Consider the following 18,467-nt stretch of genomic DNA (forward strand, 5'->3'; position numbering starts at 1 on the left):
TTTGCCCAAGATGGGCAGAGTCGGCCTGCAAGTCACCTCAAAACAAAAACCCGGACGCCGCACGTGCACCCACATTGGTGGGTAACCACGTATGCAATTGTGCACACGTTGTCCGTGTCAGCATGGTCCGGGCGTTTTGTCTCATATATGACCTACCGGCGACTACCAGCGGTAGTGAGCAAACGCGCGGTTTGCCTCGGCCATCTTGTGGACGTCCTCGCGACGCTTCACGGATGCACCCAAGCCGTTGGATGCGTCCAGGATCTCGTTAGCGAGACGCTCGATCATCGAGTTCTCACGACGCTGGCGCGTGAAGGTGACCATCCAGCGCAGAGCCAGAGTGGTTGCACGAACTGGCTTCACCTCGACTGGAACCTGGTAGGTAGCGCCACCGACACGACGGGAGCGAACCTCAAGGTCAGGACGGATGTTGCCGAGTGCCTTTTCCAAGGTGCCAACCGGATCGGTGCCGGTCTTTTCACGGCAGATCTCGAGCGCACCGTAGACGATGCGCTCAGCGGTGGACTTCTTGCCGTCGAGAAGCACCTTGTTGACCAGCTGGGTCACGAGTTCAGAGTTGTATACCGGGTCCTTAACGATGGGACGCTTCGGAGCTTGCTGCTTACGCATTTCTGATTACTGTCCCTTCTTTGCGCCGTAGCGGGAACGAGCCTGCTTACGATCCTTGACACCCTGGGTATCCAAGGAACCACGAATAATCTTGTAGCGAACACCCGGGAGGTCCTTCACACGACCACCACGGACAAGCACCATGGAGTGCTCCTGGAGGTTGTGGCCCTCACCTGGGATGTATGCGGAGACCTCAATACCGGAGGTCAGACGAACACGAGCAACCTTACGAAGCGCCGAGTTCGGCTTCTTCGGCGTGGTGGTGTACACGCGGGTGCACACGCCACGACGCTGCGGGGAACCCTTCAGCGCTGCAGTTGCTACCTTGCCACGCTTGTCGTGGCGGCCCTTGCGGACCAGCTGCTGGATAGTTGGCATAGATTTTCCTTCTAATTTTTACGCTGAGGCGGAAAATCGCCTGAACATGCAAAAATGAGGGCTCTTTCCCGGGGCCCTGCCGCACGTCCAGAACGCTCCGCCACGTTTATGCGAAAACGATCAGACACTTCACCTTGAGGTGGTGAACCGTCCGACAGAGTATCACGAGCCACCCCAGCTTTGCAAGACCGAAACTTCCTCCACAGTACATACCCCCGCTCGAGGGTGTACTGAAGGTGTATGGAGGCGCTACTACACCTACACCTATCGCCCGTCGTCCACCAAGGGTGCACACCCCTACGGCTACCACATGTTGTATCTCAGTTACTCTTTGTGTCCATATCTACTAATTACGATCAATGGAATTACAGCTACGTTAGTTACGAACCGAGAGAAAGGAAGCAGCATGGCCGCCAACAACGTCAACCCCCAAGCCACCATCAACGAATACCTCCACCGCGCTGACTGGCGCATCAACGCAAACGCCAATCAGGATTACTCCCTCGGCGGAATGATTCTCAACTCCGCCGGCAAAATCACCGCCAACTACTGGCTGGACGAAGTGTTTTCCGACGTCGCCGGCAATGCCCACCGCAACGGCGACCTCCACATCCACGATCTCGACATGCTCTCCGGGTACTGCGCAGGGTGGTCATTGAGGCAGCTCCTTGAAGAAGGGTTCGGAGGGGTACCTGGCACGATATCTTCTCTGCCACCAAAACATTTCTCCTCCGCGTGCGGACAAGTAGTGAACTTCCTCGGCACACTGCAGAACGAATGGGCTGGCGCGCAGGCGTTCTCCAGCTTCGATACCTACATGGCACCATTCGTGCGGCTGGACTCGCTCACATACGAGGACGTCTTGCAACACATGCAGGAGTTCGTCTTCAACCTCAACGTTCCCTCGCGTTGGGGGACGCAGACTCCGTTCACAAACCTTACATTTGACTGGACGTGCCCTCAGGACCTCGCTGAGCAGACTCCGTTCATCGGTGGAGACCCTGTCGACTTCACTTACGGCGAGCTCCAAGAAGAGATGGACATGATCAACCGCGCGTTCATTGAGGTTATGTCCCAAGGCGACGCCGACGGCCGCCCATTTACCTTCCCCATCCCGACGTACAACATCACCAAGGACTTCGACTGGGGCTCGCCAAACACGAAAGCCCTGTTCGACATGACTGGCAAGTACGGCCTCCCCTACTTCCAAAATTTCCTCAACTCGGATTTGGACCCAGGCATGATCCGCTCGATGTGCTGCCGCCTCCAACTCGACCTGCGTGAGCTACTCAAGCGCGGAAACGGTCTGTTCGGTTCCGCGGAGCTCACTGGCTCCATTGGCGTAGTCACCCTGAACTGCGCACGCCTCGGGTACCTCTTCCCCAACGATGAGGCTGCGCTACTGCGCAGGGTTGACGAGTTGATCGAGGTGGCTGTCGATACGCTGGAGCGGCGTCGCGCGTTTGTGCAAGATTGCTTCGATAAGGGGCTATACCCGTACACGAAACGGTGGTTACCGGGGTTTGACAACCACTTCACCACCATCGGGGTCAATGGTTGCAACGAAATGGTACGTAACTTCACGCACGACGCCTACGACATCACCGACCCCCAAGGCCATGCACTTGTGGCGCGCCTGCTCGACCACATCAATGCCCGCATCACGGAAGCTCAGGAACGTACAGGGCACCTCTACAACCTAGAAGCGTCCCCCGCGGAAGGCGCAACGTACCGCTTCGCACGCGAGGACCGTGCCCGCTATCCCGGCATCATCCAGGCAGGTACCGAGGAGCAGCCGTACTACACCAACTCCTCCCAGCTGCCTGTTGCGCACACTCCAGATCCGTTCGCGGCGCTCGCCGCCCAGGAGGACCTGCAAACGAAGTACACCGGCGGCACGGTGCTTCACCTGTACATGGGCGCAGCAATGTCCAGTGGCGAAGCAACCGCCAAGCTCGTACGACGCAGCCTAGAAACCTTCCGCCTGCCGTACATCACTATCACGCCGACGTTCTCCATCTGCGCAAACCACGGCTACATCTCCGGCGAGCACCCCGAATGCCCGCACTGCGGAAGCGCCACCGAAATGTGGACGCGCGTAATGGGCTACTTCCGGCCCGTGCAAAGCTTCAACACTGGGAAGAAGGGTGAGTTCGCTGAGCGTCACTACTTCGCAGAAGCCTTCGCCTAACCTGCCGGTGGCGGGGATCATTCCGTTCTCCGCCACCGACTGGCCCGGCCGTCTCACGGTCACGGCATTCACACAAGGCTGCCCACTGCGCTGCAGCTACTGCCACAACCCTAGCTTGCAGGAATTTACTCCTGCTCCCCACGATTTCTCGGAAGTGCTCGACTTACTGCGGGCTCGACACGGACTTATTGACGCCCTCGTCATTTCCGGCGGCGAACCACTCGCATGCGCAGGACTCGGCGAAGCGATTGCCGCGGCCCATGAGATCGGGTTTCCCGTCGGGCTACACACGAGTGGCTATGTCCCCGCGAGGCTGGGTTCCATTCTCGCTGACTCGGCTACCCGCCCCGACTGGATCGGGTTCGACGTCAAGGCGCTTCCCGAGCACTTACCCTCGGTCGCTGGTGTCACCAGCGTGGTGGCCGCACGGATGTGGGAAAGCCTCGACATCGTGTGCGCCGCGGCCCGCGAACATGGCATGGAACTGCAGCTGCGTACTACGTTGTGGCCGGGGTCCGTCATCGAGCAAAACATCGACCAGCTGCAGGACGCCGCCGCACAGCGGGGCCACGCGCTGGTATTGCAGTGGGCTCGCGGAGTTGACGCCCACGGCGTGTACAGCGCCTAAGGCAAAGCGCCCCGCCTCCCTGGGTTCAGGGGGCGGGGCGCTGGTGCTGGGGTAGCAGACCTAGCTATAAGCCAGAGTCACTAGATCTGGTCGTACCCGTATTCCTCCAGTGGGACGGAGGCGCCGGTGTAGTCGCCGTATGCCTCGTCGCCGTAGATGCCGTCGCCGAAGGACGGGATCGAGTAGGCGGCGGAGCGGGCGGCTTCCGTCGGCTTGACCGTGATGTTGCGGTAGCGCGAGATACCGGTACCAGCCGGGATCAGCTTACCGATGATCACGTTCTCCTTCAGACCGATCAGCTGGTCAGAACGCTTGTTGATAGCAGCGTCCGTGAGCACACGCGTGGTCTCCTGGAACGAGGCGGCGGACAGCCAGGACTCGGTTGCCAGGGAGGCCTTGGTGATACCCATGATCTCGGAGCGCATCTCTGCTGGCTCGCCACCATCTGCAACAGCCGCAGCGTTGACCTGGCGTGCCTCCGACAGGTCCACGAGCGTACCCGGCAGGAACTCGGTGGTACCCGAGTCGATGACGGTGCCGCGTCGCAGCATCTGGCGGATGATGATCTCGATGTGCTTGTCGTGGATGGACACACCCTGGGTGCGGTACACGGCCTGCACTTCGTCGATGAGGTGCTTTTCCACGCCACGGCGGCCGAGGACCTCGAGCACGTCGTGCGGGTCAGCAGCGCCACGCAGGAGGCGGTCGCCCACGTTAACGTGGTCGCCTTCACGCAGGGAGCGCTCGATCATCGCGTTCGGGTTGGACTCCATCGGGCGGCGGACCTGTGCGAGGCCCTGGCGCTTCGACAGCTTCTCGTAGACCACAACGTCGGAGCCGTCATCCGGGTGGATGGTGAGCGTCCAGAAGTTGCCTTCGTCTTCGAGGGTGACGGTGCCGGCCACGGATGCGATCGGGGCGCAGTTCTTCGGCACGCGGGCCTCGAACAGCTCCTGAACACGTGGCAGACCACCGGTAATGTCGCCACCGACACCACCCTGGTGGAAGGTACGCATGGTCAGCTGGGTACCAGGCTCACCAATCGACTGTGCAGCCACGATACCGACGGCTTCACCGATGTCGACAAGCTTGCCGGATGCCATGGACTTGCCGTAGCACTTCGCGCAGACGCCGGTTGGGGTCTGGCAGGTCAGGACGGAGCGGACCTTGACTTCCTCGACACCGGCGGCGACGAGGGCGTCGATACGCTCTTCCGAAAGCTCAGCGTCGGCTTCGAGCACAACGTTGCCCTCGGCGTCCTTCGCGTCGGATGCCAGTACTCGGCCAGCGACGGAGGTCTCGACGAACTCGTCGCGGACGAACTTCTCACCGGCAAGCTGCGCAACTGGAACCTTGACTCCCTGGCGGGTGCCGCAGTCGTGCTCGCGGACGATGACGTCCTGGGCGACGTCGACAAGACGGCGGGTCAGGTAGCCGGAGTCTGCGGTACGCAGTGCCGTATCCGCCAGGCCCTTTCGGGAACCGTGGGAGTTGTTGAAGTACTCCATCACTGTCAGGCCTTCGCGGAAGGAGGTCTTGATCGGGCGGGTGATGTACTCACCGCGCGAGTTCACGACCATGCCCTTCATGCCGGCCAGGGTCCAGATCTGACGCATGTTACCGGCAGCACCAGACTTCACGATCATCGGAATCGGGTTGTCATCCGGGTACAGCGCCTCAACTGCTTCACCGACCTGGTTGGTGGCGTCCTGCCACAGCTCCACGAGACGGTCGTAGCGGTTCTCCTCGGTCAGGGCACCCTTCTCCCAGTACTTGCGCTCGATCTCCTCGGCGCGCTGCTCGTACTGCTCAAGGATTTCCGTCTTGTTCGGAAGCACCAACACGTCGGACATGGAGATGGTCACGCCGGAACGGGTCGCCCAGTAGAAACCGGCGTCCTTCAGCTTGTCCAGCGTCTGGGCAACGGTAATCATTGGGTACTTCTCCACCATCGACTGGATGATGTCGCCCAACAGCACCTTGCCAGCGCCGCCGCCCTTACGGACCATCGCGCCTTCCTGGTACGGGAAGTTGAACGGAAGCAGCTCGTTGAACATGATGCGACCAAGGGTGGTCTCCATCATCCAAGCCTGGCCCTTCGACCAGCCGTCTGGGAACTGCTCAGCCTCAATCTCAATCGTCGGACGCAGGTGGTCGATGCGCACCTTGATCGGTGCCTGCAGGCCAAGTACACCCAGGTCGTAAGCCATGATGGCCTCACGGTAGGAGGAGTACACGCCCTTGGCTGGGCCGTTCTCGTCGGCTGGGGTGAAACGACCCTCGCCGCCGATCTCGTCCTCGCCCTTTTCCATGGTCAGGAAGTACAGGCCGGTCACCATGTCCAGGCGAGGCATCGCCAGTGGCTTGCCGGATGCCGGGGACAGGATGTTGTTCGAGGACAGCATCAGGATGCGGGCCTCGGCCTGCGCCTCCGCGGACAGCGGCAGGTGGACTGCCATCTGGTCACCGTCGAAGTCAGCGTTGAACGCCTCACAGGCCAGCGGGTGCAGCTGGATTGCTTTACCCTCGACCAGCTTCGGCTCGAACGCCTGAATGCCAAGGCGGTGCAGGGTTGGTGCACGGTTCAGCAGCACTGGGTGCTCGGAAATCGCCTCTTCGAGGACGTCCCACACCTCAGGGCGCTGGCGCTCCACCATGCGCTTCGCCGACTTAATGTTCTGCGCGTACTCATTGTCCACGAGGCGCTTCATCACGAACGGCTTGAACAGCTCGAGCGCCATCAGCTTCGGCAGACCACACTCGTGCATCTTCAGCTGCGGACCAACAATAATGACCGAACGGCCAGAGTAGTCCACACGCTTACCCAGCAGGTTCTGGCGGAAGCGACCCTGCTTACCCTTCAGCAGGTCAGACAGGGACTTCAGCGGACGGTTGCCTGGGCCCGTGACAGGGCGGCCACGACGGCCGTTGTCGAAGAGGGCGTCGACAGACTCTTGCAGCATGCGCTTCTCGTTGTTCACGATGATCTCTGGGGCTCCCAGGTCAATCATGCGCTTCAAACGGTTGTTGCGGTTAATTACGCGACGGTACAGGTCATTCAGGTCCGAGGTGGCGAAACGGCCACCGTCGAGCTGCACCATTGGACGCAGCTCTGGTGGGATCACCGGGATCGCGTCCAGGATCATGCCGGCAGGATCATTGCCGGAACGCTGGAACGCAGCCACAACCTTCAGGCGCTTCAGTGCGCGGACCTTCTTCTGGCCCTTGCCCTCAGCGATGATGGTGCGCAGTTCCTCCGCCTCAGCTTCGAGGTCGAAGTTGCGGATCAGCGTCTGGATCGCCTCAGCGCCCATGCCGCCGGTGAAGTAGTCCTCGTAGCGGTCCACGAGCTCTTCGTAGAGGAACTCGTCGATAATCATCTGCTTCGGAGCAAGCTTCTGGAAGGTGGACCAAATTTCGTCGAGGCGCTCGACCTCGCGCTCGCCGGCCTCGCGGATGTGCTGCATCTCCTTGTCAGCAGCGTTCTGCACCTTCTTGCGGGCGGCAGCAGTCGCACCGGCAGCCTCGAGCTCAGCGAGGTCCTCCTCCAGCTTCTGCGCACGCTCCGCAATCTCGGCATTCGCGTCCTGCTCGACTTCCTTCTTCTCGAGCAGCATCTCCGCCTCGAGCGTCGACATGTCGTTGTGACGCGCCTCCTCATCAACACTGGTGATGATGTTCGCGGCGAAGTAAATGATGCGCTCCAGGTCCTTCGGAGCAAGATCCAGCAGGTAACCCAGGCGCGATGGGACGCCCTTGAAGTACCAAATGTGGGTCACCGGCGCGGCCAGCTCAATGTGGCCCATGCGCTCACGGCGAACCTTCGACTTAGTGACCTCGACGCCACAACGTTCACAAATGATGCCCTTGTAGCGGACACGCTTGTACTTGCCACACGCACACTCCCAGTCACGGGTAGGACCGAAGATGCGCTCGCAGAACAGGCCGTCCTTTTCCGGCTTCAACGTGCGGTAGTTAATCGTTTCGGGCTTCTTGACCTCACCATGCGACCAACGACGGATGTCGTCAGCAGTAGCCAGGCCGATGCGAAGCTCGTCGAAGAGGTTTACGTCAAACACGTAAATTCCCTTTCACCTCCCCAACGACGGGGAGGATTGCAGTTGGATAGATTCTTTCGTTCGTTCCTGGCTTAGGCGGTGTCCGCCGCGGAGCCCTCGTCACGTGACAGGTTGATGCCAAGGGAGGAACCGGCCTGATCAAAGTCGTCATCATCGCCGTCGAGCTCCATCGGGGTGCCGTCCGTCGAAAGGACTTCAACGTTCAGGCACAGCGACTGCAGCTCCTTGAGCAACACCTTGAACGACTCCGGAATACCCGGGTCAGGGATGTTCTCGCCCTTCACAATGGCCTCGTACACCTTCACGCGGCCAACCACGTCATCCGACTTAATCGTCAACAGTTCCTGCAGCGTGTAGGCGGCACCGTATGCCTGCATCGCCCACACCTCCATCTCACCGAAGCGCTGGCCACCGAACTGGGCCTTACCGCCGAGCGGCTGCTGGGTAATCATGGAGTACGGACCAGTGGAGCGAGCGTGAATCTTCTCGTCAACCAGGTGGTGCAGCTTGAGCATGTACATGTAGCCGACGGAAATCGGGTACTTGAACGGCTCGCCGGAGCGGCCGTCGAACAGCGTGGTCTTGCCGTTCTCATCGACCATGACGTCACCGTCGCGGTTCGGCTTGGAATTCGCCAGCAGACCAGCGATCTCCTCGTTCGTCGCGCCGTCAAACACTGGGGTCGCGGTGAGCGACTCCGGCGGGACGTCGTACAGATGCTCAGGCAGCGTCTCGAGCAACTTGGCGTTCGCAGGATCGTCCGGGTTGACCGTCCAACCAGCCTTCGCCAACCAACCGAGGTGTACCTCAAGGACCTGGCCAATGTTCATACGACGCGGCACACCGTGGGTGTTCAGAATGATGTCCACCGGGGTGCCATCCTCCATGAACGGCATGTCTTCCTGCGGCAGAATCTTGCCCACGACACCCTTGTTGCCGTGGCGGCCAGCCATCTTGTCGCCGTCCTGGATCTTGCGCTTCTGCGCAACATAGACGCGAATCATCTCGTTGACGCCTGGGGACAGATCGTCGTCGTCCTCGCGGGAGAAGCGACGAACCGCGATGACCTTACCGGTCTCACCGTGCGGCACCTTCAGGGAGGTGTCGCGGACCTCGCGGGCCTTCTCGCCGAAGATGGCGCGCAGCAGACGCTCTTCCGGAGTCAGCTCGGTCTCACCCTTCGGGGTGACCTTACCGACCAGGATGTCGCCGTCACGCACGTCCGCACCGATGCGGATAATGCCGCGCTCGTCGAGGTCCTTCAGCACGTCCTCGGACACGTTCGGGATCTCGCGGGTAATTTCCTCTGCACCCAGCTTGGTGTCGCGGGCGTCGATCTCGTGCTCTTCGATGTGCACGGAGGTCAGAATGTCGTCCTCAACCACGCGCTGGTTCAGGATGATCGCGTCCTCGTAGTTGTGGCCTTCCCACGGCATGAACGCAACCAGCAGGTTACGGCCGAGCGCCATCTCACCGTTCTTGGTGCCTGGGCCGTCAGCCAGCACCTGGCCAGCCTCAACACGCTGACCGTGGTCAACGATCGGAACCTGGTTGTAGCAGGTGCCCTGGTTCGTGCGCTCGAACGTGCGCAGCATGTACGTGTCCTGGATGCCTTCGTCGTCCATGACGGTGATGAAGTCACCTGTCACATTCGTGACGACGCCAGCCTTCGCCGAAATAATCGTGTCACCAGCATCGTACGCAGCGCGCTGCTCCATGCCGGTGGCCACGTACGCGGCCTCAGAACGCAGCAGCGGCACAGCCTGCTTCTGCATGTTCGCACCCATGAGGGCACGGTTCGCGTCATCGTGCTCGAGGAACGGAATCATTGCCGTTGCCACGGACACCATCTGGCGTGGGGAAATGTCGAGGTAATCGACGCCCTTAGGGCCAACGACGCCGATGTCGCCGTCCTTCAGGCGGACCTCAATACGCTCACCAGTTAGGTTGCCGTCCTTATCCATCGGGGTGGCCGCCTGCGCAATTGCGTAGCGGTCCTCTTCGTCCGCGGTCAGGTAGTGGACCGTATCAGTCAGCTTGCCGTCTTCGACCTTCTGGTACGGCGTCTCAATGAAGCCGAACGCGTTGACGCGTGCGTAGGAAGCCAACGCACCGATCAGACCAATGTTCGGGCCTTCCGGCGTCTCAATCGGGCACATGCGGCCGTAGTGCGACGGGTGCACGTCTCGGACTTCAATGCCGGCGCGCTCACGCGACAGACCACCAGGGCCCAGCGCCGACAGACGACGCTTGTGCGTCAGACCAGACAGAGAGTTGTTCTGGTCCATGAACTGCGACAGCTGCGAGGTGCCGAAGAACTCGCGGATCGCCGCGGAAACCGGGCGGACGTTAATCAGCGAGGTCGGGGTGATGGACTCCGCGTCCTGCGTCGTCATACGCTCGCGCACAACGCGCTCCATGCGGGACAGACCAACGCGAACCTGGTTCTGGATGAGCTCGCCCACCGTGCGTAGACGACGGTTACCAAAGTGGTCAATGTCGTCCGTGTTGATCGAGATAACCTCGCCCTCCGGGGAAGTCATCTCGTGCTCACCCGCGTGCAGGCGCACCAGGTACTCGAGGGTCGTCGCGATGTCTTCCTCGGTCAGCGTCATCAGACCGTCGTGGTCGCCGCCAAGACCAAGCTTGCGGTTGATCTTGTAACGGCCAACTCGTGCCAGGTCGTAGCGCTTCGCCTTGAAGAACGAGTTCTCCAGCAGGGACTGCGCGAGGTCGCGCGTCGGCTGCTCGCCCGGGCGCTGCTTGCGGTAAATCTCCAGCAGAGCCTCGTCGGTGTTCGCCACGCCGTCGTTCTCGAGGGTGGACATCATGATCTCGGAGAAGCCGAAGCGCTCCGTGATCTGCTCCGTCGTCCAACCAAGCGCCTTCAGCAGCACCGTCACTGGCTGACGACGCTTACGGTCAATACGCACACCAACCGTGTCACGCTTATCGACGTCAAACTCCAACCACGCACCGCGCGAAGGGATCACCTTCACCGCGTGCAGCGGCCGTTCCGTCGACTTATCAATCGTCTCGTCGAAGTACACGCCCGGCGAACGCACCAACTGCGAAACAACAACACGCTCAGTGCCGTTGACGATGAAGGTGCCCTTGTCCGTCATCAGCGGGAAATCACCAATGAACACCGTCTGAGACTTAATCTCCTGGGTTTCATTGTTGATGAACTCCGCCGTCACATACAACGGCGCGGAGTAGTTAATATCTTTTTCTTTACACTCGTCGATCGTGTCCTTGACATCTTCGAAGCGCGGCTCGGACAGCGTCAGGCTCATGTTGCCCGAGTAGTCCTGGATTGGAGAAATCTCTTCGAGAATGTCCTCCAAGCCACTCGTGATACGCGCGTCGGCGCCGCGAGCTTCCTGCTCACGCTCACGCCACTCCTGCGTACCAACAAGCCACGCGAAAGATTCAAGCTGTACATCAAGAAGACCCGGGACAGCGATCGGCTCTGCGATCTTCGCGAACGAATAACGTTCGGGAGCCCCGGGAATTTCAGCCATTGACATGGTCTGGTTTGAGACTGCCAAGTTGGGTCCTTCCAGCACCTAAGGCGGACGCCGATCTCTACTCTGGCTCTGTAAAAATCGGCGTTTCCGCTGGGTAGATTAGCATTCGGTCTGCTTCGGAATACCCGCCCCCAGAGACAGCAAAATCACCTTGTCAAGTCAGCGCTTCGAAAATTCTCGACGCCAACAAAGCAAGGTTGACATAGCGGACTGGAGACGGCTTCCAGTGCACCGAATGAGTTTACACAATGCACCCAATGTTGTAAAGGGCAGCAACAATCCCCCGATTCAATGCCGTCGCGGGGAAGCTTAGCACTAAACGCAGGCGCGACGCTAACGCCGACGCGGCCACAACGCGCCAACCAGACCAATCAAGGTCAGCGCACCACCCAAACCGAGCACGCCCCACGTGAAGGCCTGCTGCACGGAAGGTCCGTAGGCGCCGTCGAGAAGCGAGATGAGCTCGGCCGTCTGCTGCTCGTCCATCGCGGCGTCGTAGGAAACAATGCCCTGGACCTCATTGCCGTCCACGTCAGCATAATAGTCGTTGACACGCTCCTGCATCCCCACGACCACGCCGGTGATCTGATCAACCAACAACTCGCGCTGCGCGCTATGCGTATAGAACGTGCGGACCGGCTCACCGTCTTCCCCTTCGACGGTCAACGTGTTTCGCATATCCGCGTACCGCTGCGCCACGTTCGTTGGCGCAATGACCTGCCGGAACCGCAGCACCGCGCGCCCAGCAACCGATTCCTCTGCGACGAACTCCGCGGGAGCAGCCCCACGCAACACCGGGTCGAACACCTGGTACGTCTCCTGCTTCACCGGCGATGGCAACTTCAGCCACGACCCCTCCACCGGGACATCGACGGCCGGCATCGCCATCACAAGCTGGACCTTTGCCGGTCCCTGCGCCTCACCGGTTTCACGGTCCAACGTATACGTCCACGTGCTCGCGCCGACAAGGTTTTCAAAGTCCGTACCCGCGTCCCCCGCACGCAACGTGTCCCCCACGCGCACGCTGGCAGAGTCCTTGCCCGCCGGATTCTGCACCTCCATATGCAGCTGGTGCACCACCGGCGCCGGCTCGCCCTCGCGGGTGCCATCGGGATCGGCCATCGTCAACGTTACCGCCCCAAGGTCCAGCGGTAGCTTCGCGCCCGAGTTCAGCACACGCGGGGCCAGCAGACCGCCAACCAACAACGCAATACCGAGGCCCGCCAACAACGAAGCAATGATCCTGGATTTGGGCAGCATGGTGCGAAATCTTAGCACACAACGCGAAACACCCCGCCAGCCACAGTACGTGGCGACGGGGTGTTCGTCGAAAAGCTATGCAGCCTGCGAGATTACTTGAGGGTAACCTTTGCGCCAGCCTCTTCCAGCTTGGCCTTTGCAGCCTCTGCATCGTCCTTGTTTGCACCCTCGAGGATAGCCTTTGGAGCACCCTCGACCATTTCCTTGGCGTCCTTCAGGCCCAGGCCCGGAACGAGCTCGCGGACAACCTTGATGACACCGATCTTCTTGGCGCCAGCGTCCTCGAGAACAACGTCGAACTCGTCCTTCTCCTCTGCAGCAGCAGCGTCGCCGCCAGCAGCGCCCGGAGCAGCAGCAACAGCAACTGGTGCAGCAGCGGTAACGTCGAAGACCTCCTCGAATTCCTTCAGGAACTCGGAAAGCTCGATGAGGGTCATTTCCTTGAACTGCTCAATGAGCTCGTCCTTAGACAGCTTAGCCATGGTGGCTTCCTTTCTATTGGTGGGCGGTTAGCCCAAGTTTGTAAGTGTGTTATGCGGCGTCGTTCTGCTTGTCCTGCAGCGCAGCGACAAGGCGAGCCGTCTTGGATGCCGGAGCCTCGAACAGCCCAGCAGCCTTTGCCAAAGAACCCTGGAATGCGCCAGCGAGCTTTGCAAGCGTGGTCTCGCGGTTGTCCATCTCAGCGATGGCGTCAACCTGAGCGGCGTCGATGGCAGCGCCATCCATGTAGCCACCCTTGATCACGAACGCGTCGTGATCCTTGGAGAACTTCTTCATGACCTTAGCAGCGTCGACAGCCTCGCCCTTAATGAAAGCGATAGCGGTCGGGCCGGTCAGAAGCTCGTCGAGACCCTCGATGCCGTGCTCGTTCGCAGCGATCTTGATGAGGGTGTTCTTGGCGACGTGGTATTCGACATCGAAGCCGAGATCGCCACGAAGAGTCTGCAGCTGACCAACGGTCAGGCCACGGTACTCCGTCAGCACGATGGAGCTAGCAGCGTCAAACTTCTCCTTCAACACAGCAAGCTCGCGCTCATTCTTCGGATTTGCCATTACACACGCCTCCTTCCAATAACTTCATGTCCTTCAATCCGCCCGGGACACAAAAAGTGCCCCGTGCAGAAGCACGAGGCACCATTAGAAAGGTAGGCCACGTTCCTCCTGCGTGGGTCGACCCCTGGAGAGGGGTACCTTCGGCCCCGAAGGGCGACCGACGGTCTTCGGTGAAACTTGAGCTCGGGTATTACCCGTTCAAACTTCGTTGTGGAACCCTACACGTCTTCTTGCGTGCGCGCAACTCCGCGCAACATCCGCGCCGCCACCACGAACAACGCAATGCCTCCCAGCAGCGCCATCAAGCCAACACCGAGGATGAGCCCGCCCCAGAAACCGCTGGCAGTCACGCCCGTTGCGGGTTCCTCCTGCGCTGCTCCCTGGTCGAAGGATGAGACGATGCCACCGCCACCAGCCTGTATCGGAGCGTCCGGGATCGCTCTTCTTGTCGACGTCGGCTTCGCCCCCGTCGCCGTTGCCGCCTTCTGCTTCGGTGCCGATGTTGTTATAGACTTCTGCGCCGGTTTCTGCGCCGTCGTCTGCTTTGGTGGCGCCTGCTTGGTCGTGGCCTTCGTTTCCGTCGCACGCACAGTACTTATTACAGTGCGCGGTGGCACTGGCTTTGACGGCGCAGTCGTTGCGGCTGGCCGTAGCTTGTGGCCGAACTTGCTCAACTCCTCGTCGATTGAGCGGATCCCCTTCGCTAATGCGCCCATCCATGTGTCGCTGGTCGCTGCATTGGAGCCGCACGAATCCAGCTCACGATATCCGCTCGCGTGCTGTTCGTGGGCCGTCGCGATGGCGGCGTCGCCGACCGCGAAGACCGCAACGAGCTCCGCGGAGTCAAACGCGAAAGTCACGGCGTAAAGTCCAGGCTCGGTGAATCCGAATGCCTGGTGGTCATGGGCGTTCGCCGGGTAGCTCAGCGTGCGGGACTTGTCGCCGGAGTCCAGCTCGAGCTTCGCGCCCTGCAGACCCTCGTGCCAGGTGTACATACGGCCGGGTCCGGCGACAGCATTAATGCGGACGGTGGCGGGGGCTGGGTGGTGGGTTGTCGAGAACCCGAGCCATGGCAGGTCCGCCTTCTGCGACTGCGGCAACACCCACATGTGCTCGGGGCGGGTGGGGAACGTGTCGCGCAGCGTCGCAGGGATGTCCTGGCGGGCGCGGTCGGGAACCTCGAAGAGGAAGGTGCCGCTGGAGTGTCGCGCGGGGTTGTTGGGGTCGCGGTCGTCGATGAGCACGGCCTCCCCCGTATCGACGGGCCCCATGTCCATATGCCCGTTCGCGATGAACGCCTCCGGGCGGGTACGCAGCGCGTCGCAGTGCTTCGCCGCGGGTGCGGGTGCCGCGGTTGTCGCTGGTGTTGTTGGTGTTGGTGTTGGCGGTTGCGTCGGTGATGGAGTGGGCGTCGATAGTGCGGGGGTGCGAAGTCCCGTCGTGGTGCCCTCCGGCAAACCGACGTCCGCGTCGGTGCCAACCAGCCAGTACTGGTCGGTCCAGCCGGTGTACTCGGTCTCACCGTTGGTCAGCTCGGCGCGACCCTGCCAACGCAGCTTATAAACGCCGGGCTTCGTAAACGTCCAGTTGAAATGGCCGTGCGCGCCAACCTCATACTCGACGGTGCGCATCTGTTCGTCAGCGCTATTGAAGAGGCGCTCGGCCGGCGAGGCGGCGTTCTTAAAGAAGATCTGCACATCACCCGGACCATCGATGCCCAGCAGGTCGAAGTACATCATGTCGTCTTTGAAGTTGCTTGGCACAGCACCCGGCAGCTCGTGCGCCGGGTCAAATGCACCGATGCCGGACCAGATGGGGCGCCAATCATCGGTGAAATCCGCGTGCTGGGGCGCGAGCCACACCTGACTGCCCGGAGCGCCCAAAAAGTCGAGGGAACCATCATCCGGGATGGTGAGGCGGGAGACGTCATTGCCGTCGGCGTCAGCGTCGAGAGGCAGACGGAAGCAGACGTCGCGCTGGTCGGTGACCTGCTGACCGTCAACCGCACCAATGGACAGCTGGCCGTCGAACCGGGTGCCGTACAGCGCGTCATTGTGGGAGTGGTAGAGCAACTTACGCCCGGCACAGGGGTGGTCAAGGTCCTCCGGGAGGACGACGCCATGCCCCGGGTCACCGGGTTGATGCCCGGCAGGCGTGGTCGCGTGCGCCGGGGTGACAGTAAACGCGATCAGCGCAACCACAAGGATGAGTCTGCGGATCATGCCCGCACCCCTTTCCTAGCGAAGAGCCAACTCGCACCGAAGATGGCAGTCACACACAGTACAATCGTTGCGCCGGTCGGCGAGTCAAACGACCACGCCAGCCATACACCAACCACGCTGCCTACCACGCCAATCAGCGCGGCGAGGATCATCATGGTCTCCAGGTTGTCTGTAAACAGTCGCGCGGCGGACGCCGGGGTAACCAACAGTGCCAACACCAGAATGTTGCCGATCGTCTGCACCGAAACCACCACCGCGGCCGTCACACACAGGTACAACACCAAGTCCAGGAGCGCGACGCGCACGTTCATCGCGCGCGCCGTCTCTCGGTCGAGCGCCACCGCGGTCAGCCACGGCCGTAACACCACCACCAGCGACACAATGACAGCACACGTCGCAGCACTGACTATAAGGTCGCGCTCACTCACACCTGTCAGCGAACCAAACAAGAACGAACTCAGCGACGCTGTGTAGCCCTCAACACGCGAAATAATCACCAGGCCAAGCGCGAACGCGGCCGCAAACACAATGCCAATCACCGCGTCCTCTTTCAGCGCACGCCGTTGCGATAGCACTGCAATCAACACCGCCACGATCAACCCGGCAACGGCCCCACCGAGCAGCACCGACACCTGCAGCGCGAACGCCAACGCAACGCCCGGAAACACGGCGTGTGCCACCGCATCCCCGATAAACGCCATACCGCGCAGCACCACAAAACACCCAACGACCGCGCACAACACGGACGCCAACACCGCCGCCGTCAACGCGCGCGGCAAGAACGCCAGGTGTGGGTTGGCCACGTCAGCCAAGAATTGCAGAAACCCGATCTCAAGCACGGGATACCTCTTTCACATGTGTTTGCAGCGCCGCCAGCCATGGCGAATCCGGGCCGACGTCGAACGTGTCCATCCAGGGGCGGGCGTCGTCAAGATCAGCGGGAGCCCCGTCCGCGACGATGCCACCGCGGAACAGCAGGAGGCGATCACAAGAGTCAACAGCCTCCACGATGTTGTGCGTGGACATCACGATCGCGATTCCGCGGGAAGCCAGCTGACGAAACAGCGCTAGCAGCTGCTCAGTAGACGGGATATCGAGGCCGGTGAACGGCTCGTCGAGGAACAGCGCGCCTGGACGACGCACCAGGGCGCGCGCCACCAACACGCGTTGGCGCTGCCCTCCGGAAAGCGCCGCGATCGGCCGATGCGCCAGGTCTTGGAGGTTCACAGCTTCGAGTGCTTCCGCCACAGCTTCGTGGTGCTCCGCCTTAGGCCGCGCGTACCACGGGCGCAGGTCAAGCGTGGCGTTCATGACAGCGGACGCGACATCGATCGGGAAATCCCAGGCGACGTCGTGACGCTGCGGGACGTACCCCACCACTTTGCGCACCGCGTGGCCCGTACACTCTCCTACCCGCACCGTTCCGGCTGTGCCGGGAATCAGGCCGAGCGTTGCGCGCATCAGCGTGGTCTTCCCCGCTCCGTTTGGCCCGAGCAGCGCGACGAACTGCCCGGCAGGCACAAGAAGATCAACGCCCTCAAACACCGGGCGACCCGGGTACCCGGCGCGCAAGCCTCGCACCTCTATAAGCGGTTGCGTGCTCACGCGCGACGCCCCTTCCGAGAACGCGCCACTAGAAGCGCCACCAGCGCGAGCAGCAACACGCCGATCACCCCACCAGCGATCAGCCCCGCATTCAGCGTGCTCTGGCTATCTGCCTGTTCTTCCGACGCAGCACCCTCGCGCCACGGCCCGTTGAACTGTGCGGACTGCGCCGCCACTACGTCCGTCCCGTCGCCTACAGCCACGCGCACCAACTGCTCGTCCGTGTGAACGGTGCCAGCGTCATCCTTCACCACTGCTCGCACCCCGACCAGGTGCACTCCCGGCTCGGTGAAGACCCAATTGGCGTGGGTATGCGTGTTCGGCTCCACCCACATTGGCTGCACACCCGGCTCAGTAGTCGTCCACAGCAACTGTGGTGCGTGGAACCCGCCCGGTTGCAGGAACAGGGAGAACTCGCCTGGCCCTTCGTGTCCGCCGAACTCCAGGCTCACGCCGTTTCCGGAGTGTTCGAGCAGGCTCGCGGCCTGCGTGTTCCACCCCAGCCACGGCACCCCGGCAACCTCAGTCTGTGGGATCACCCAGACGTCCGCACCTGGCTTTGCGCCGGTGAAGGCGAAGTCGTCGCCGTCGGGGAGGGTTTGCTTCGCGGCATCGGTCACGCGGAACACCACGTCGTCGAGGTGACGCCATACGGGCGGTTGCTGTGTGTCGTCGCGAGCGAGAAATTCAAGGGTATCCCCGTTGAATGTCGCGCCTAGGTCGACGTGACCGGCGTCAATAACTGTGTGCTCACCGGCTGGCACAATCGCCTCATCTGCGCTGACCACCTGTTGTAACGCAGGATCGTTGTTGGCGGCCTGCGCATTCGCGATCGCAGGAGTTGCCACGATCACCGCGGCAACCATCAGTGGGGTAATTCGAAGTTTCATT

General features: G+C 61.4%; 13 protein-coding genes. 2 read left to right on the forward strand and 11 right to left on the reverse strand.

All coding sequences use genetic code 11. The features are described 5' to 3' along the window. Window positions 1–162: 162 nt before the first annotated feature. Complete coding sequence (rpsG, locus tag QP802_RS04775) at window positions 163–630, reverse strand: 30S ribosomal protein S7 (protein ID WP_070363115.1); 468 nt, start codon at window positions 628–630, stop codon at window positions 163–165. A 6-nt stretch (window positions 631–636) separates the two neighbouring features. Continuing rightward, window positions 637–1,008, reverse strand: a complete 372-nt coding sequence (rpsL, locus tag QP802_RS04780) for a 30S ribosomal protein S12 (protein ID WP_070363116.1) — start codon at window positions 1,006–1,008, stop codon at window positions 637–639. 406 nt (window positions 1,009–1,414) lie between these two features. Between rpsL and QP802_RS04785 the strand changes: the two genes are divergently transcribed. Both QP802_RS04785 and QP802_RS04790 read left to right on the forward strand, forming a co-directional pair. Beyond that, window positions 1,415–3,199: a ribonucleoside triphosphate reductase gene (locus QP802_RS04785; RefSeq protein WP_256006150.1), complete on the forward strand. Its 1,785-nt coding sequence runs from the start codon at window positions 1,415–1,417 to the stop codon at window positions 3,197–3,199. Continuing rightward, complete coding sequence (locus QP802_RS04790; protein WP_305083183.1) at window positions 3,165–3,827, forward strand: anaerobic ribonucleoside-triphosphate reductase activating protein; 663 nt, start codon at window positions 3,165–3,167, stop codon at window positions 3,825–3,827. Before QP802_RS04785 ends, QP802_RS04790 begins: the two co-directional genes overlap by 35 nt. Before the next feature lie 80 nt (window positions 3,828–3,907). Here QP802_RS04790 and QP802_RS04795 read toward each other — a convergent pair whose 3' ends face one another. The 9 genes from QP802_RS04795 to QP802_RS04835 form a co-directional block, all read right to left on the reverse strand. Then, window positions 3,908–7,906: a DNA-directed RNA polymerase subunit beta' gene (locus QP802_RS04795; protein WP_070477529.1), complete on the reverse strand. Its 3,999-nt coding sequence runs from the start codon at window positions 7,904–7,906 to the stop codon at window positions 3,908–3,910. 71 nt (window positions 7,907–7,977) lie between these two features. Beyond that, the gene (gene rpoB / locus QP802_RS04800; RefSeq protein ID WP_256000493.1) at window positions 7,978–11,475 is read right to left on the reverse strand and encodes a DNA-directed RNA polymerase subunit beta; all 3,498 of its coding nucleotides are present in this window, start codon (window positions 11,473–11,475) and stop codon (window positions 7,978–7,980) included. A 294-nt stretch (window positions 11,476–11,769) separates the two neighbouring features. Continuing rightward, window positions 11,770–12,696, reverse strand: coding sequence for a cell envelope lipid trafficking protein PgfA (gene pgfA / locus QP802_RS04805; RefSeq protein ID WP_256006145.1), 927 nt, complete (start codon window positions 12,694–12,696; stop codon window positions 11,770–11,772). 92 nt (window positions 12,697–12,788) lie between these two features. Continuing rightward, complete coding sequence (gene rplL, locus QP802_RS04810) at window positions 12,789–13,178, reverse strand: 50S ribosomal protein L7/L12 (protein ID WP_070363121.1); 390 nt, start codon at window positions 13,176–13,178, stop codon at window positions 12,789–12,791. Window positions 13,179–13,227: 49 nt separating this feature from the next. Continuing rightward, entirely contained in the window at window positions 13,228–13,749 is a 522-nt protein-coding gene (gene rplJ, locus QP802_RS04815; RefSeq protein WP_070363122.1) for a 50S ribosomal protein L10, read from the reverse strand. A gap of 218 nt (window positions 13,750–13,967) precedes the next feature. Then, window positions 13,968–15,971, reverse strand: a complete 2,004-nt coding sequence (locus QP802_RS04820; RefSeq protein ID WP_284817697.1) for a choice-of-anchor M domain-containing protein — start codon at window positions 15,969–15,971, stop codon at window positions 13,968–13,970. Next, window positions 15,968–16,810: an anchored repeat-type ABC transporter permease subunit gene (locus QP802_RS04825; RefSeq protein WP_071572796.1), complete on the reverse strand. Its 843-nt coding sequence runs from the start codon at window positions 16,808–16,810 to the stop codon at window positions 15,968–15,970. Before QP802_RS04825 ends, QP802_RS04820 begins: the two co-directional genes overlap by 4 nt. Then, complete coding sequence (locus QP802_RS04830; RefSeq protein WP_284817698.1) at window positions 16,803–17,576, reverse strand: anchored repeat-type ABC transporter ATP-binding subunit; 774 nt, start codon at window positions 17,574–17,576, stop codon at window positions 16,803–16,805. Before QP802_RS04830 ends, QP802_RS04825 begins: the two co-directional genes overlap by 8 nt. Continuing rightward, window positions 17,573–18,466, reverse strand: a complete 894-nt coding sequence (locus QP802_RS04835) for a choice-of-anchor M domain-containing protein (protein WP_284817699.1) — start codon at window positions 18,464–18,466, stop codon at window positions 17,573–17,575. The genes QP802_RS04830 and QP802_RS04835 overlap by 4 nt, the downstream gene beginning before the upstream one ends. Window position 18,467: the final 1 nt, after the last annotated feature.

Origin of the sequence: Corynebacterium sp. UMB10119B (assembly GCF_030228125.1) — a bacterium.
Classification (GTDB): Bacteria; Actinomycetota; Actinomycetes; order Mycobacteriales; family Mycobacteriaceae; genus Corynebacterium; species Corynebacterium pseudogenitalium.

Coding starts and splice junctions, on each gene's coding strand:
- rplL (WP_070363121.1), bottom strand. CDS start 13,178: ATGGCTAAGCTGTCTAAGGACGAGCTCATTGAGCAGTTCAAGGAAATG.
- rplJ (WP_070363122.1), bottom strand. CDS start 13,749: ATGGCAAATCCGAAGAATGAGCGCGAGCTTGCTGTGTTGAAGGAGAAG.
- QP802_RS04820 (WP_284817697.1), bottom strand. CDS start 15,971: ATGATCCGCAGACTCATCCTTGTGGTTGCGCTGATCGCGTTTACTGTC.
- pgfA (WP_256006145.1), bottom strand. CDS start 12,696: ATGCTGCCCAAATCCAGGATCATTGCTTCGTTGTTGGCGGGCCTCGGT.
- rpsL (WP_070363116.1), bottom strand. CDS start 1,008: ATGCCAACTATCCAGCAGCTGGTCCGCAAGGGCCGCCACGACAAGCGT.
- rpsG (WP_070363115.1), bottom strand. CDS start 630: ATGCGTAAGCAGCAAGCTCCGAAGCGTCCCATCGTTAAGGACCCGGTA.
- QP802_RS04835 (WP_284817699.1), bottom strand. CDS start 18,466: ATGAAACTTCGAATTACCCCACTGATGGTTGCCGCGGTGATCGTGGCA.
- QP802_RS04785 (WP_256006150.1), top strand. CDS start 1,415: ATGGCCGCCAACAACGTCAACCCCCAAGCCACCATCAACGAATACCTC.